Here is a 16,338-nt window from a genome sequence, read left to right as displayed (position 1 = left end):
GTCATGCAAAGATTGAAAATCCAGGGACTCTCCAAAACCTACCCCAACGGCATCCGTGCCCTCGACCAGGTGTCACTCCAAATACCGAACGGGATGTTCGGGTTACTCGGTCCTAATGGTGCCGGTAAGTCGACCTTTATGCGCATCCTCGCTACGCTTACCCAGCCCGACAGCGGGCTGATCACCTTCGACGGGCAGGATATCATCCGTGAAACCGATTGGCTAAGAAGCAGGCTTGGCTACCTGCCGCAGGATTTCGGTGTATATCCGGGCGTTTCTGCCGAAAGCCTCCTTGACCACCTGGCCGTATTGAAGGGCCTGATCCACAAACCGGAACGCCAGGAACAAGTGGCCGCACTATTGCAACGAACAAACCTCTACCAGCACCGCAAGCGGGCTGTAAGTACATTCTCCGGCGGAATGCGCCAGCGTTTCGGTATTGCACAGGCTTTATTGGGGAGTCCGCAGCTGGTGATCGTCGATGAGCCTACGGCGGGCCTGGATCCTTCGGAACGCAACCGGTTCCACGACCTGCTGAGTGAAATCGGGGAGCATATCGTGGTGATTCTCTCGACGCACATTGTCGCCGACGTGCACGATCTCTGTCCGCAAATGGCCGTACTGGCCTTCGGCCGTGTGGTCCTCGAAGGCAAACCCGAAGTCCTGACACATTCGCTGAAAGGCCGGCTCTGGCGCAAAATCGTCACAGCTGCGGAGCTCGCCGAAATGCAAGCCGTTATCGACATAATCTCCACGCGCAGAGTCGCCGGGCGCATTCAGGTACACGTGCTTGCGGACGCATGCCCCGGTACGGCGTTCGAGGCATTCGACCCAGGGCTCGAAGAGGTGTATTTTGCCACGCTCCCGGGCGTCGGCCGGAAGGAGGTGCAGCCATGCTAGCTGCCATGTTTCGCTTCGAAATGGGTTATCATTTCCGGCAGATCAGCTTTCGCATTGCCGCATTGCTATTCCTGATACTCGGCGTCCTGATGCCTTTCGGCAACTACGGAGGGGACGAAATACACCGGAATGCCCCGCATGTAATCAATTTCATCATGTGCCTGCTTTCCTTGTTCGCAATCTTCGTGAGCACACTCGCCGGCGCGGCTGTGGTGCTGCGCGATGCTCAATATCGCATGGAGCCGCTTATTTTCACGACGAGCATCGGTCGCATGTCCTATTTCTTTGTCCGGCTGCTTGGGTTGCTAGCCGCCGTATTCCTGGTTATGTGCCTCGCGGCACTGGGTATGGCAATGGTAACCTTCCTCGCCCCGCCCGGGCAGCTGGGGCCCTTCCATTTTTCCTATTACCTGGCGCCGCTACTGCTGTTCGGTCTTCCGGGCGTGGTATTTTGCAGCAGCATCATTTTTGCAACCGCCCTGCTTACGCGCGACGTCCGATGGGTGTACACAGCCGGGGTTTTAATATTTATCGTCTATTTCACGGCTTCTATTCTGGGCAATTCGCCGGTGATGGCCGGCTCCATACCGGCTCCGGGCGGTCCTGGCTGGCTATCGGTACTGATAGATCCTTTCGGCTTTACGGCATTTTTTGGAGAAACAATGAACTGGCCCGTTTCGCGGCGCAACCAGGAGCTGTTCCCGATCACCCCGAGTTTCACCGCCAACCGTTTACTCTGGACCACGATTTCCCTCGTCTTGCTGGCACTGTCTTATAACCAATTCAAATTCAGAATTTTATCGGAAAAGAACACGACCCCATCCAGTAAACAAGTCGCACAAACGGCACCTGCATTGGCCTACCGGACCATCCGTGCCCTTGCCAGCGGACAACACTACCACTGGCAGGCGTTTTGGCGGATACTCACGCTCGAAACAAAAACGCTATTCGGCAGCCCGGTCGTAACGACGCTTATCTTCGCATTATGGGTGTTTTTCAATGCGGTAGAGCTGTTCGAAAACCTCTCCAATGGGCCATACGGGGTACGAAGTTACGCCACCAGCGGTATCCTCGCCGAGCAGCTTGTGGCTGTACGACCGGCATTACTGCTGATCCTGTTTTATGCTTCTGAATTGATTCAAAGGGAAAAAACAACGGGAATCCAGCCGCTGATCTTCTCCACGCCGGTCTCCGTTATAGTTTTTGCCATCGCCAAATCTCTCGCGCTGGTCGGCTGGATTTTCGTGCTGATCACCGTTCATATCGGTATCGGTGTGGCTGTCCAATGGTTTTCAGGATTCGAATATTTTGAATGGGCCACCTATTTCCCGCTGTATTATTATGCCGGCCTTCCGCTGGTCCTTTACGCCATCCTGATCCTATTCATCCAAGCTCTCGTTCCTAACAAATACCTGGGAATGCTTATCAGTGGCCTCATTACCGGCATTTTCATCTTCGGCGGGAAACTCGGCCTCGAAAGCCACCTCGCACGTTTCGCCACAGCCCCACGCCTGCGCTATTCGGACTTTGACGGGTTCGGCCACAGTGGGTTGTCCTTTCACTGGTACATGCTCTACTGGGCGCTGGTCGCGCTGGCGCTCGCGGGCGTGGGTACGCGTACGTGGCCGGGGTATGCGCGCGGAAGCATACGTACGGAAATTACGTCGGTCCGGCCAGCCGTGATATTTGCGTCCGTCTGTGCATTGCTCGCTGTCGGAACGGGGATTTATATTCAATTTAAAACCGGCCTTTCGGCCAATAACCGCACGGGAACGGCTAATGCGGAATGGCAGGCACAATATGAACGAAAATACAAGCCGCTTGAAACCCTTCCTCAGCCGGTAGTTACGGATGTTAACCTGCAAACCGACCTTTTTCCAGCTGACCACTACTACACCGTAAAAGGTTCTATACGGGTTAAAAACAAATCAGGGCAACCGATTACTGAGCTGCATATCGGAATCGACCCGGAAATTGAACTGGTTGAACTGGTGCCCGAACACGCTTCGCAAGTATCGAAGGACGAGATCTTCGGGCAACATGGGTACCGTCCCGAAACCCCGCTCGCGCCCGGTGCGGAGATGACGATCCGCTTCTCGATCCGCGCCGACCGGTCGGCACTTAAAACCTTCAACAGCGAGCATTCGGTTGCGGCCAATGGCACTTACATTGAATTGGAAAAATACCTGCCGCATTTCGGTTACCGAACGGCTTACGAAATCGAAGATGCGGAAGAGCGGCGGCAAAATGGCCTGCCTGTCCGCAGAGACGTTCCGTCGTCCGATCATGAGTATCATTTCATTCATTTTCAAAACATTATTTCCACCGAAGCCGGGCAGCAAGCCGTCACAGCAGGCACATTGGTGAAAAACTGGGAGCGCGCTGGCCGGAGCTATTTTCAATACCAATCCAAAGAACCGATCCCTTACATGTTTGCATTGAGCTCTGCCTGCTATGCCATGAAAACGGAAAAGTACAAAGGCACGACCTTCCGGATCTACCACCATCCCGGGCACCCGCAGAATGTCACAGCCATGATGCTCGCCATGAAAGACGCTGTAGATTACGGTAATGCGAATTTCGGTACCTACCCGCGCCACGAGCTCACGCTCGCCGAAATCCCGCATTACCCCGGTTCGGCGACGGCCTACCCTGGCCTCATTTTCAGCCAGGAGCGGAACAATTTCAGGAGCAATCTGAGCGATACTACCGGTTTCAATTTCACCTATGCTACTACCGCGCACGAAACGGCGCATCAATGGTGGGCGGAGCGTGTGGCTGCTCCGGCGGGACCGGGTTATGCCTTGCTGACCGAGTCGTTGGCCAAGTACACAGAAGCCATGGTCACCGAAAAACGGTTCGGCAAAATGTACCTGAGGCCTTATCACGTAAAGGATTTTCAGCTCTATTTCGCCTACCGCAGCGCTATCGCCGGAAAGGAAATGCCGCTTTGGCAAACCACGGGTCAGCCTTTTGTACATTACCAGAAAGGCGGATTGGCGCTGTTTCGTCTCAAAGAAGTTTTAGGAGAAACACATTTGAACCGCGCATTGCGGGAGCTGGTGGCATATCATGGCTACCCGCTACGAAAACCGGATCCGGCCACCCTGGTCAATCTTTTGACGCGCGCGACACATGCCTCGCAGGCAAGGTTGATCGACGAGCTTTTCAAGAAGGTAATCGTGTATGACAATGACATTAAAATACTGTCAAACAAAGCATTACCTCACAACCAACAGCAGCTTACATTGGAAATCAATATCCGTAAAACCGACGAAACATCGGGCAAGCCAGTGCCGCTGAAACCTGACGATGCGATTGATATTGTCGTGTTCGATCAGCATATAATGCCAAATATCAAGCCGCCAAAGCCTATTTACGCACAGCAGCATTATTTTTCAAAAAAACGCTCGGTCATCCAAATTGTGGTACCGGGCCGGTCGGTAGCTGTCGTGCTCGACCCGTTGTCTTATATGCTCGACATTAGTGACCATAACAACGTAGCAACACTAAAATGAGGTCTGACTGAGTGTTGCGGACCTCACGGAATATGCCCCGGGCATTGATTATTTCAAATACCCGGGCACTTCTTCGACAATCGTTTCAAACAGCTTTTTCGCGCTGGTATGCTTCAATACCGGCGCTATCTGCCCTCCCCAGAACATAATCAGGTCATATTGCTGCTTTTCGGTAGCAGCCTTGCGGAGCGGCACGATAAACTGGTTTTGTAGCGGGAACGGCAGCAGTTCGTCGTTACGCCCCGCGATGGATTCGGTATAGCGGCTGCGGATACCGCGGCCCAAACGGCCTGTCGAGACCTTCGTCAGCGTGGTGTAACGCGCGGCGTCCGAATGCAGAAGATCCCGGTGATATTCGCTTGCACCGGACTCGTCCGTGGCAAGGAATGCAGTACCGATTTGCACGCCTTCCGCTCCGAGGGTAAATGCGGCTGCCACACCACGGGCATCGGCAATGCCGCCAGCGGCCACCACCGGCGTTTTCACTTTCTCACGGATCTGCTGCACGAGTACGAATGTGCCCGTGAGCGATGCCTCGGGAGATTCCAGGAACGACGGCCGGTGACCGCCCGCTTCGAAACCTGAGGCGATAATCACATCCACCCCGGCATTGTCCAATGCAATCGCTTCATCGAGCGTGGTGGCATTACCGATGAGTTTAATGCCCTTTTTACGAAATTCTTCCAGGATAGTCGGGGAAGGCAGGCCGAAAATAAAGCTGAAAACCGGAGGTTTGGCGGTCAGCAGTGCATCGACCTGGTTCTCGAAACGGGATGGGTAAGCTCGGGGTTTTGTCGGCAACGGGGCTCCCACTTCATCAAAAAAAGGCTTTACGAGCGCGGCGGCTTTTGCAAATTGTTCTTCCGAAACCTCCCCGGCAGGAAAGTCGCTGTCGGAAACCCAGAGATTGATGTTATAAGGTTTGTTGGTAGCTTGTTTCAGCTCCTTATCCAGCGTTATAATTTCGTCGGGTGTGAGCATATAAGCGCCATACCCGCCCATTCCGCCGAGATTGGAGACCGTCGAAACGAGTTTTACGGAAGATAGATTGCCCCCGAACGGGCCTTGTAGTATCGGATAGTCGATTCCCAGCACGCGGGAAACATTGGTTTGATTCCACATAATCCAGGTTGGCGGGCAGTAAGTGAAACCCGCTGCACAAATTAAGCAGAGAAAACGATCGGTCTGATGTGACTTACATCACAATTTTATGTTAACGCGCAGAATGGTAAAGCCGGCTCAAAGTCTCGCGCGACACGCCCAGGTAGGCGGCGATCAGGTGCTTCGGCACGAGCTGGAACAACGTGGGGTATTGCACCAGGAGGTCTTCATACCGCTTTCTGGTATCGTTGGTCATCAACGAAAGAAGCCTTCTTTGCGACGCTGCATAGCCGCGGTTGGTACGCCAGCGAAAAAAATGCCCGACCGCTTCTATTTCATGGCAAACCCTTTCGCGATCGTCTGCGGATATGGATAAAACCTCGGCATTGGCCACGCAATCCACGATCACGGCGGCCGGATGCCGGTTGTACAATGCGTCATAATCCGACGCCCACCAGGTAGGCATGGCGAATTGCAGGATGGTCATCCGCAGTTCGTCGTTCATGAAGTAGGTTTTAAGGCAGCCGCTCAATACGAAATATTCGCGCGTCACTGTGTCCCCCTCGTGAATCAGCGTTTGGCCTTTTTTGAATGATTCGTGTTTGAAGCAAGCGTAAAATCCGTCGAACTGCGCATCGGTCAGTTCGACGGATCTGGTAATATGTTCTTTCAGGATTTGCCGGGCGTCCATGGCGGGTTTGTTTCAATCCTGAAATATAAATGTTTGCCCGAAATTATGGCTTACTCATAATCCAACCAGGTCGTGGCCCTGCAAGCCTTATCCGTTGTGAACCGTACCCAGCGGGCAGAGAAGTTTTGCGGGAATGTAAATGAAACAGTCTGCCCGGGCTTCACTGTGAACGTTTTATAAGCCATCCACGGTCCGTTACCTACCGGATCGGCCTCGAGTGTAAAAGTCACAGCTTCCTCTGCATTATGGGATAGTTTCAGGCTTTTCTGATCATAAAAACCAATCAGATAAGGGTCGGAATGCTCGCCTGCCTGTACCTGCGTGTCTTTCCAGGGACCGCCGTGGCCCGTAGGTTTACCGAGTTTCCAAAGGTCGTCGATAGCCCCGGCCCATACGGCCGCCTTCTTGTCCCCTGAAACGATGATATGCTCGCTGTTCCGCATCGACTTCGGATCGACGCCCGTCATGACCAGCAAACCGCGGTAGGATGCATAGTCATGAATGCGAAGATTGTGCGAAGAAACGGGGCGGATTTTGGCATAGCCATCCGCATTCTCGGCGGGCAGCTCGTAGAATGTGCCATGGCAGTTGAAGAGATCCCGCTCGGTAGCTACTTCACGGCAAATGCGCAAGGAAGCTTCATTGGTGAGGCCAGCGAAAGCCTCATTACCCAGCGGCAATCGCCAGCGGCGGCCTTTATCGTCGACTACGAGCACCGACGAAACTTCCACGGTTACGACCTGTTTAGGAATAGCAAATTTGGTTTTGATAAATGAATGCATGGAGGCGTCCTCCCGTCGGCTGAGTTTCATATCGCGATCAAGTTCGTAATAACCGACCTCGTCCGGTTTTGCACCGCTGAAATCCATCGCAGCCATACCCAGTACCCGCCGGTTTTCCCCCAGGCCATACAGCAGCCCGCCATGACTGGCGACCGAATTGGCATTGCTAAGCCCTTTGAAAATCGCATCCGGCGTGCCTGCACGACGGTCAGCGGTTGTGTAGGTAAAATGAACCGTTGCCCGGGTAGCGTTGTCGGGCCGCACACGTACCCATTCCCCCGATTCGGCATTGCTAAAATCCGCATTGAGGGCCGCATTGGGGCCTAATTTGATTGTTTTCAATACCGACCATTCCCCATTTCCTTTTTTATCCACTTCAAATACAAACCCCGTTTCACGCTCGCCCTCGTTGCGTATCCATACCGCGCGGCGCTCCCATCCCGCAAACAGGAAGGGCTCCGAGGTTTGTCCGGCTCTCACTGGCTCGTTCAGCCAAACCGAACCTTCCGCCGAATTAGGGCCAAGCTGGTCGGGCAGGTTAAGGGGTGTAAACCAAAGATTGGAATTGGATTGTCCGGGACCTTCTATTCCCCCCTTGGCTTTGCGTTTGTTCAAAAACTCGCGCTGGGCCGAATCGTCGCAGCCAAAAACGAGACGCTCGTTCCAGCGGGTAAAATCGCCGATTACTTTCAGGTAAGCCGTGCGCGGACGGATGCCGGCGCTGTTCTGTGAATTGAATTGCCCCGGAAACTTCCAGAACATCCCATGCATAGTCATCAGGTAATCGGGCTGCTGCGCGGTGCCTACGTCGCGGATGCGCGGCCACTCGGTATTCCAGCCATGCGCGCCGTCGTAGGCGTGGCTGGCCTTGGGCAGGCGGTAGAAGCTCCATTTGCCGTGGTCGCGCACACCCACCAGCACCGATTTGTGGTCCCAGCCGGTAGCCCATATCGGGTCGGTGGCTGGGTTCTGATTGCCCCCGATGCCCCCTGGCCCCGTAACCTCCACAAACTGGTTGCGACGGACTACTTTCCAGTTCTTCCCGTCCCATTCCGACAGCGAGCCCGATTCGATATCGAATTGTATTTCGGCTTTTCGCCCCGGTTCACCGTTGTTGGAATACACCGCCACGCCCTGGCCTGAGTAAAAACCCTTCCCGTGCGTCCCCGGAAGCAGCCCTTTGATTTGGTAGGTTGCCTTATCGGTTTCCTTGTCACGGTCGATATTGCCGTCCTCATAGAGCATCTTAGGCGCCAGCGTTTTTACATCCACTTCATAAAAACCCTCCTCCATAGTTCCGTAAAGGATCTTCCCGGCCGGGTCGGTCAAGTGTCGCGCATTGCCGGTATGGCGGCCCGGCATCGCTTTATATGGAATCGTGCGCACTTCGCCTTGGCTGTTGATGGCATAAGGTCCGATAAAAAGCTGGTTGCTTTCCTTGTGGATCATGCGGTTGGCCGGCGTGCCGCCGATACTTTCGGGGCGCACCGTCTGTTTCAGGTCGGTGCTGATCTCGTACAGCTTATCGGACGAGCCGAAGGGCAGGTGCGGACCGTAGGTAATCGCCCACAGCTTCCCGGCCCAGGGTACAACGGCCCCTGTGCCGCATTCCCCCTCATTGTTGTACATGGCCAAATGCGGGTAAATACCGCTGTATGAAGGCTGCTTCGGCATTTGCGCCGCCACCGGTTGGGCGATACTCATCACAGAACCGGCCACAAGCGCGCACACACGATTTCTTTTCATCGAAAGACTCATAGATTTGATAATCAACTGGAAAATATAGAATTAATATCCGGCATTCTGTGTGATATTCGGGTTCACACGCCGCTCTACGGCCGGGATCGGCCAGAGGTACTGCCGCGATTTGTCGAAACTGCGCTGGGAAAGCATCTTCACATCCGTACCAAAGCCCGAATAATCGGCCAGGCCGTCGTCATCGAGCGGGGTAACGCCGGGGAAGGGCCATTTGGCGCGATTCTGCGCTGCCGGGTCGGGCAAGCCTACCACGGGCGTCGATAACGCCTTTTCGGCCAGCTTCCAGCGGATCAGGTCCATATAGCGCAATCCTTCCCGCGGAAACTCCACGCGGCGTTCACGGCGCAATACCTTACGCAATGCGGTGGCATTGGTAGTGGTAATCGCAGGATAGGCAGTGGTTTGTTCCACACCGACCCCGTAAGCCCTTGCCCTGATCAGGTTAACAGCGTTCAAAACGCTTTCATCGATCTCCCCGAGCTCGATTTTGGCCTCTGCGTACGTGAGGAGCATTTCGGCATAGCGGATTACGATGGCATCGTTGTCTTCTACGAGCCGGTCCGGCCAGGTCTGGTCGATGCCTTTTTTCCAAAGCAGGCCCGTAAAGCTCGCAAATGCGGCCACGGCACGGGTATCTTTGTTGGTCACCCGGCGGTTCTCTTTCGAACTGAACACCGTTAGGGAATCCGGATGCGGCATGTAATTATAGCCGAGCCACTGAGTGTTGAACTCCACAATGGTGGCCGTCAGCCGCGGATCACGGTTCTTGAAGGGCGCCTTCGGGTCGTACAAAACCGATTCGTCAATCGGCTTTCCGTCCGTGCATTCGTAGGCGTCCATCATGTCGCGCGTGGGCAGCTGTGCGCCGTACCCGCCCGCATTACGCGAGATATTGTCCTGCACATAACCGGCACCATTGAAAACCTGCTGCTTTTCATCACGAGGCACGCTGATAATCATTTCCTTACTGGTCTCCCCTGATTTCAAAAAGAGCTGCGAATAGCTGCCGTGCAATGCATAAACACCCAGGTCCATCACCGCTTTCGAGGCGTCGCGGGCGAGCTGCCAATTACCCGTATACAAAGCCGTACGTGCCTTGATCGCCAGCGCGGCGCCTTTCGTCAGTCTTTTTGTTTCGGATGCGCCATAGGACACAGGCAGATTCGCGATGGCGAAATCGAGCTCGTTGAAAACGAATTGCAGGATTTCCGCCTGGTTCTTGCGGGCAATTCTGTAGGAATCTTCCAACGCAACCGGCTCGGTCAGCAGCGGCACGTCGCCGAAATGGGTTACCAGCCGGGAATACTGGTAGGCGCGTATCAAACGCATTTCCGCTTCCAGACGCAGCATTACGGCGGCCGGTGTATTCGCGGCGGCCCGCTCTTTGTTGGCGATAAACGAATTGACGCGGGCAATGGCTTTGTAGGAGTTGAGCCAGAACGTCTGCACGCCGGCGTCGTCGGCATTCATTGTGCCGCCGATCACAGCATTGGTCAGTTGCCCGCGGTGCCATTCGTTGTCGCTGAACAGCTCATTATCATTGCCCCAGAATGCGAGGCGGTACAAGTCGTTGACTGCAAGTTCCAGCTCGGTCTGGTTTGAATAGAATGTGCCCGTGGAAGCTTCCGAAAGCGGATTGAGGTCCAGGGTATGGCAGTTCGTCGCCCCGGCGAGGAGCACCAGGAATAGGGTCTTTTTCATGTCTTATCAATCGAATAAGGTTACTAAAACCGGATGGTGGCGCCCGCCATGAAAGTAGCGACGATCGGGTACGAATAGCTGCCCGATTCCGGATCGAGGTATTTGGGAAATTTGCTGAGCGAGAATACGTCGTTAGCCGAAAGGTAAAGACGCAGCGATTGCACGCCGGTCTTTTTCAGCACGTTCTGTTTCAGGGTGTAGCCCATTGTGATGTTTTTCAGGCGGAAATAGGCGCCGCTCAGCAGCCAGTAGTCGGAAAGCGCATAGTTGGCCGCATTGGACGTCCTCGAAAGCCTTGGGTAAGTCGCTTTGAGGTTCTGATCCGGCGTATTGTTGTTGCTCCAAAACTTGCCTGCCATTTCGGCCGGTATATTGCCAAATGCCTCCGCGAATGGTTGTGTAACCTCTGAACTCAGCCGCGACAGCTTTTTGGCAACGCCCTGAAATGTAATCCCCATATCAAAACCTTCGTAATCGGCGCGCAGGTTACCGCCATACAGGTACCGCGGCAATGCGCCCCCGAGCAGCACTTTGTCATCGGTTGTGATCTTTCCGTCCTGGTTCACATCCACATACCGCACATCCCCCGGCTTGGTAGTCACATTCAGCACCGGCGCTCCTTTGATTTCGTCCACCGTTTGAAATAACCCATTTGAAATATAGCCAAACCATTCGTTGTACTGGCTCCCATTGCGGACGATCTGGTCGCCCCGGAACTCGGTACCTTTCAAATCCCCCACGGTCGATTTCGCGTCCGACAGGTTCGCCGAAAACGAGCAATTGAGCTTGTTAATGCGGTCGCGCCAGCCCAGTTCGAGCTCCCAGCCCCTCACGTTCAGCGTACCGGCATTCTGGTTGGGTTTGTCATAGCCCATGTACAGCGGGATATCGAGCGGCAAGAGGATATTGGTCGTCGTCTTTTTGTAATAATCGGCTGCCAATGTGAGGCGGTCGTTCAGGAACGAGGCATCCAGACCAATGTCCGCTGTCCGGCTGGTTTCCCAACTGATGTTTTGAACCGCATACACCTGCTGTGCACCACCCGTGAGCGGCACTACCCCGCCATTTTGGTAAAATAATGCCGTAGAAAAGTCGATCGTGGCCATGTAGGGGTAATATGCGGGGTTACCATCCTTGTCGAGCAGCCGCTCGTTACCGGCTTCTCCCCAAGAGCCGCGGAGTTTCAGGAACGACAGCCAGCGCGTGCTTTTGAGGAACTGCTCTTCCGAAACCGTCCAGCCAGCGGAAACCGAAGGATAAATGGCTTTCCGGTATTGGGATGCAAACCGCGACGAGAGGTCCGAGCGGAGATTTCCCTGGATGAAATATTTGCTTTTGAAATTGTACTGCAACCGGCCGAAGAACGAATGTAAGCCCGATTCGTTGGCGCTGCCGCTGTTATCGCGCAGCTCTGTCGAACCCGAGTTGAGGTAGGGAAAGCCTGTCAGTGCAAATCCGCTGCGCGACGCCCCCAGCGATTCGAGCGAACGATAGTTTTCCTCAAAACCCGCCAGAATATCAATCGAATGAGCATTATTAAACTCCCTCGCATAGTTCGCAAGCACCTGCCCGTTAATCGTCACGCCCTCCGACCGGCCTTCGTTCAGTACCGTTCGCGCCTGGTTCACCACCGTGCCCACGGTGCCATCCGGATTGGTAAAGCGGATCTGCCTCGAAAAGTACTTGGTTTTATCAAAATCGAACACAGGTGCTACCAGTGCTGTGAATGTGAGGCCATTCACGGGCTTGAAATTGAACTGCATCCGGCCGCCCAACTGGTTATACAATTGCCTCGTGAAACCGCCCTCACGGAGCTGGGCAAGCGGGTTGCGGCCGTCCTTACCAACGGCAAGTTTGCCGTTTTGATATACGTCGTCGTAAATGGGCGGCATAATGCGCGCTTCGTAAATCGGGTTGTAAGTGCTGCCGGGAAGCTCGTTGCCATTGCCCTTGTTGGTGGTCCTTTTGTAGAAAACATCCAGGTTCACGCTGATCTTGTCGTTCACCTGCATGTCGTTATTTACCCGGAACAGGTAGCGGTCATACGAACGGTTATCATAGAACGCACCCGAGCTTGCATATCCCAGCGATGCTTTTGTTTTGATTTTTCCGGTGCCCATGGTGAAAACGAGGTCGTGGCGCTGACGCGGCGCGCTCTTGCGCGTGAGGATAGCCTTTTGCCAGTCGGTATTCGGAAAGCGGTCGGGGTTTACGCGGTTGCTGTCGAGGTAGGATGCAATGTAGGCATCGGCAAATGGTCCGGCGGAAGCACCATCATTCACGGCCTGCTCATTGAAATACCGCATGTAATCCTGCACCCCCGCATATTCGGGTGTGGCCGTGGCACGCTGCACGCCATATTCGTAGGTGTATTCAAGGCTCCCCTGCCCGCTTTTGGCCCGTTTTGTTGTGACCAGAATCACCCCGGCCGCCCCGCGCGAGCCGTAGATCGCCGCCGACGCCGCGTCTTTCAGCACGGTAATGTTCTCGACATCGCCCGGATTCACGTTGTCAATGCTTGCCACGGGTACGCCATCGACGATGACCAGCGGGCTGTTCGTGCCGATGGTGGTGATCCCCCGAATGAGAATACTCGAACCGGAGCCCGGCGCACCGCTGCTGCGTGTGACCGAAACGCCCGCTACGCTACCTTGTAGGGCGTCCGACACCTGTATGGTCTGTCTTCCGCCCACGTCGCGCGCGCCGATCGAGGAAATGGCGCCGGTAAGGTCTTTCTTTTTCTGAGTGCCGTAGCCTACCACCACCACTTCCGACAATGCATTGTCACTTTGTTTGAGGGTCACATTCAATTTTGTCCGCGAGCCGGGCGTAATGTCCTGACTTTGGTAACCTACAAATGAAAATGTGAGGGTGACGGCCTCGCCATCGGGTAATGCAAGCGTATAGTCACCATTGGTATCTGTAACCGTTCCGCGCTGGGTACCTTTGATCACAATGCTCACGCCGGGCAGGTCTTTTGCACCTTCGTCCGTCACTTTGCCCGTAAGCTGCCGTACTTGCGCCAGCAGCGGTCCCATCGAGGCAAGCAACAAGGCGCAGCCGAGTAGAATTTTTTGTCGCATATTTTTTTTCAATATTTAGGGTTTCAAGCTGTCCCGGGGCCCTGGGATTGCACAGATCAAAAATTTGAGTGAGCAAATATAAAATTGGACAATACGAGGATTCTCAAATGCGCTTAGCCAGTTCGCTATCCAAAATTATGGACAACCTAAAAAACTGACATACAGAAGTTTATTGTATGAGTATTATGGAGAATGGACAAGACAAGGCGAGCTCTTTAGACCTCCTCGATCACTGTTGTCAACTCGTGGCGGATACCTATGGCAAGCCCGACAGTTCGGAGTGGACGAACAGCGATTTTATCAGGCTTTGCAGCATCCTTTATAAAAAAACGCACGTGCAGATCAGCCCGAATACCCTCAAAAGGATTTTCGGAAAAATAAAAACGGATGCCCGGTACTACCCGCAGAAAGCCACGCGTGATGCATTGGCGCAATATGTAGGCTTTGCCGATTGGGACCAGTTTACCCTCGCGCAGTCGCGGCAGCAGGTTGCACCGCTGCGCCGGCGGCCCGAGGCCGACCCTGTGAGTATCCGGCCGGCGGAGGTTCCAACACAGCAGCCAAAAGCCCGGAAATCGCCGGTCAGGAAGCTCTTCATGGCTACGTTTGGATTGATCGTCATCGGCATTGCAGCCTGGCGGGGATTTCTTTTATGGCAAAACGATAAGCCCGAGGTAACGCTGTTTTGTAAAAATCCGGAGGGGGACAATCCGCATTCGGCCGTTTTTGTAGTGCGAAATTTCAGGAACGTGGGCGAGCTCGCCGAAGATTATACCATCGAATTCGGAGACGGTGAAAAAGTACGCCTGAATGGCAAAGACAGCGTCTATTCAAACTATTATGAGGTGCCCGGACACTATCTGGCCATCTTGAAGCGGGCTGGTATCCCGCAGGACACCGTGGCTGTTTTCCTGCACACCAATGGCTGGACCGCCACCGCGAGTATGATGTACGATACCACGCGTGTCTACCCGATCGAAGCGCCGGGCCTTTTCGCCGATGGTTATAACAGCATCAGCGCCGCTCAAATAGCCCGGGCCGGTGTTGACACCAACCGGACGTTCTTTGTCAATTTCATCAATACCCACCTCACGGGCATCAATGGCGACAACTTCGAACTCCTGATCGACGTCAAAGCTTCTCCCCCGCGACCGGGTGTGCGCTGCTCACAGGTTCGCGTGACGGTGTTCGGGGATTCGTCCAATCACATGGTGGATGTCATGAAACCGGGCTGTGCGCATTGGAGTAAACTGCAATTTTCGGAACTGCACAAAGACGGTCGCACCGAGGGCCCCAACTTCCTCGGCGCCGACCTCACCACCGGCGGTACCATCTCCATGAAGGTCGTCAACCGCCGGGCGGCATTGCTGATCAACGGCAGGGAGGCTTACAAAAACACCTACAAAAAACCGTTGCGGCACATTTACGGGCTGGATATCATGTTTGCGGGTGTCGGGACCATACAGTCCGTGCAGTTGAAAGACCTGAAAACGGGCAAACAGTTCGCCGGGAATTTTTAGCAACGCTGTTACGAGGGCAATTCCGCTGCTTCCTTTTCGAGTAACGCTTTCCTTCTCTTTCTCCACCAGTTAAACCCTGCTATTACGCCGATAGCCAGCAGCGCAAACGGCCAGACCGCAACCAGTACCACGGCAAATGCACGGATGTTCCCGACGCCTTGCCTGAATGCATCAGCCAGCTCAGTGAGGAATGGATTGGATGTGTCAATCGGTTTGTAGAAAACAATATGCAATGTGGAATATTTGATATCGCCTTTCAGCTGCCGGAATTGCGCTTCCGTAGCTTCAATGTCCGTGCGGATTTCGCCGAGTTCTCTTTCGATTTCCAGTATTTCCTTCACAGTATTGGCTTTAACCAGCAATGCACGGTAACGGTTTTCGATATCTTTTTTCGTTTTAAGCCTCGATTCCGTATCCACATATTGAGCCGTTACATCCTCATTTGAAATGGATTTTTCCCGGAAATCGGTCACTCCCTTCGTCGCCGAAGCCAGAAATGTTTCGAAACTGGCCGCCGGCACGTGCACTACGATCGTATAGCTGACAGCTTTGCCGCTGCGATTTTCTTCATCCCGGCTCACATATGCCTTATTTGCCCGCACAGATTCCATAATCGTCTTATGCGTGGCATCCGCATCGTCCGTTTCAAATTCAATGCGGCCGGTCTTGATGAATTTCTTCTCCATAACAGTTCCGCTTGCGGCCCCCGACGTTTCCCGATCTTCCTCCACTGGCATTGCATCGACCAATTCAACCGTTTTGTTTTGATCCTGGGGTGGCGGCGAGGCCTCTACCATGTAAGCAACCGAATTGTCCTCTTCTTTTGGTCCGCTGCATCCTGCGAGCGTCAAAAGCATGATCGAAATTGAAAAAAGTCGTTTCATGGTTATTTTTATATTTAATTTTCTTCAATATAAATTTGTGAGTAGTAAAATGCAATAGCGCCTCTATAAATATTTTATATGAAAAAAGACTACGATCAAACCGATGAGCAGCCGGTGCGGAGCGATGAACGCCAGGTCATCATCACCAGCCTGATTCTCTTTATTGTGTCCACAATCCTTCGCTACCTCGGCCCCGACGGAACCTCCTGTTTATAGCAACCGCCTGGTTGATAGGCGTAAAGGCTCCGTAGCTGCCGCCTTGCATGGTGAGGTGGCACCTACGGAGCCTTCCGTTGTTTTGCAATCTTACGTGCTATAAAAGGGGGCCGCGTTGCGGCCGGGCGGACGTTACAAAATAATGCGCTACCTTTGTGCCCAATATGTCAAGGTCTGAAACTAC

Annotated in this window: 10 protein-coding genes; 4 read left to right on the top strand and 6 right to left on the bottom strand. The window is 53.9% G+C overall.

Translation table 11 applies throughout. The features are described from left to right. Positions 1-3: 3 nt before the first annotated feature. Together ACQ4MZ_RS19540 and ACQ4MZ_RS19535 are read left to right on the top strand one after the other, a co-directional pair. Positions 4-900 (top strand): ABC transporter ATP-binding protein, encoded by an 897-nt coding sequence (locus ACQ4MZ_RS19540; RefSeq protein WP_430847566.1) that lies wholly within the window; start codon positions 4-6, stop codon positions 898-900. 5 nt (positions 901-905) lie between these two features. Then, positions 906-4,418, top strand: a complete 3,513-nt coding sequence (locus tag ACQ4MZ_RS19535) for a M1 family aminopeptidase (protein ID WP_430847564.1) — start codon at positions 906-908, stop codon at positions 4,416-4,418. 48 nt (positions 4,419-4,466) lie between these two features. Here the strand turns inward: ACQ4MZ_RS19535 and ACQ4MZ_RS19530 are convergent, their stop codons facing one another. The 5 genes from ACQ4MZ_RS19530 to ACQ4MZ_RS19510 all read right to left on the bottom strand — a co-directional run bounded on the left by ACQ4MZ_RS19530 (position 4,467) and on the right by ACQ4MZ_RS19510 (position 13,534). Then, positions 4,467-5,540, bottom strand: coding sequence for an NAD(P)H-dependent flavin oxidoreductase (locus ACQ4MZ_RS19530; protein ID WP_430847562.1), 1,074 nt, complete (start codon positions 5,538-5,540; stop codon positions 4,467-4,469). Between the two features lie 91 nt (positions 5,541-5,631). Beyond that, positions 5,632-6,210 carry a Crp/Fnr family transcriptional regulator gene (locus ACQ4MZ_RS19525; protein ID WP_430847560.1) on the bottom strand — a complete coding sequence of 193 codons (579 nt, stop codon included), beginning with the start codon at positions 6,208-6,210 and terminating at the stop codon, positions 5,632-5,634. A gap of 50 nt (positions 6,211-6,260) precedes the next feature. Continuing rightward, a complete protein-coding gene (locus ACQ4MZ_RS19520) occupies positions 6,261-8,738 on the bottom strand; it encodes a hypothetical protein (protein ID WP_430847558.1) in 2,478 nt (825 codons plus the stop codon). Between the two features lie 42 nt (positions 8,739-8,780). Next, positions 8,781-10,451, bottom strand: a complete 1,671-nt coding sequence (locus tag ACQ4MZ_RS19515; RefSeq protein WP_430847556.1) for a RagB/SusD family nutrient uptake outer membrane protein — start codon at positions 10,449-10,451, stop codon at positions 8,781-8,783. Positions 10,452-10,474: 23 nt separating this feature from the next. After that, complete coding sequence (locus ACQ4MZ_RS19510; protein ID WP_430847554.1) at positions 10,475-13,534, bottom strand: SusC/RagA family TonB-linked outer membrane protein; 3,060 nt, start codon at positions 13,532-13,534, stop codon at positions 10,475-10,477. Between the two features lie 185 nt (positions 13,535-13,719). On the opposite strand from ACQ4MZ_RS19510, the gene ACQ4MZ_RS19505 reads away from it, so the two are divergent. Continuing rightward, on the top strand, positions 13,720-15,054 hold the full coding sequence (locus tag ACQ4MZ_RS19505) for a hypothetical protein (protein ID WP_430847552.1): 1,335 nt from the start codon (positions 13,720-13,722) through the stop codon (positions 15,052-15,054). An 8-nt stretch (positions 15,055-15,062) separates the two neighbouring features. On the opposite strand, the gene ACQ4MZ_RS19500 is transcribed toward ACQ4MZ_RS19505, so the two are convergent. Further along, positions 15,063-15,938, bottom strand: coding sequence for a DUF4349 domain-containing protein (locus tag ACQ4MZ_RS19500; RefSeq protein WP_430847550.1), 876 nt, complete (start codon positions 15,936-15,938; stop codon positions 15,063-15,065). A 78-nt stretch (positions 15,939-16,016) separates the two neighbouring features. Between ACQ4MZ_RS19500 and ACQ4MZ_RS19495 the strand changes: the two genes are divergently transcribed. Next, positions 16,017-16,154, top strand: coding sequence for a hypothetical protein (locus ACQ4MZ_RS19495; protein ID WP_430847548.1), 138 nt, complete (start codon positions 16,017-16,019; stop codon positions 16,152-16,154). Positions 16,155-16,338: the final 184 nt, after the last annotated feature.

Source organism: Dyadobacter sp. BHUBP1 (assembly GCF_050587785.1).
In the GTDB taxonomy this organism is placed as follows: domain Bacteria; phylum Bacteroidota; class Bacteroidia; order Cytophagales; family Spirosomataceae; genus Dyadobacter.
The sequence above is the reverse complement of the archived record's forward strand: the minus strand, read 5'-3'. Positions and strand labels throughout refer to the sequence as shown.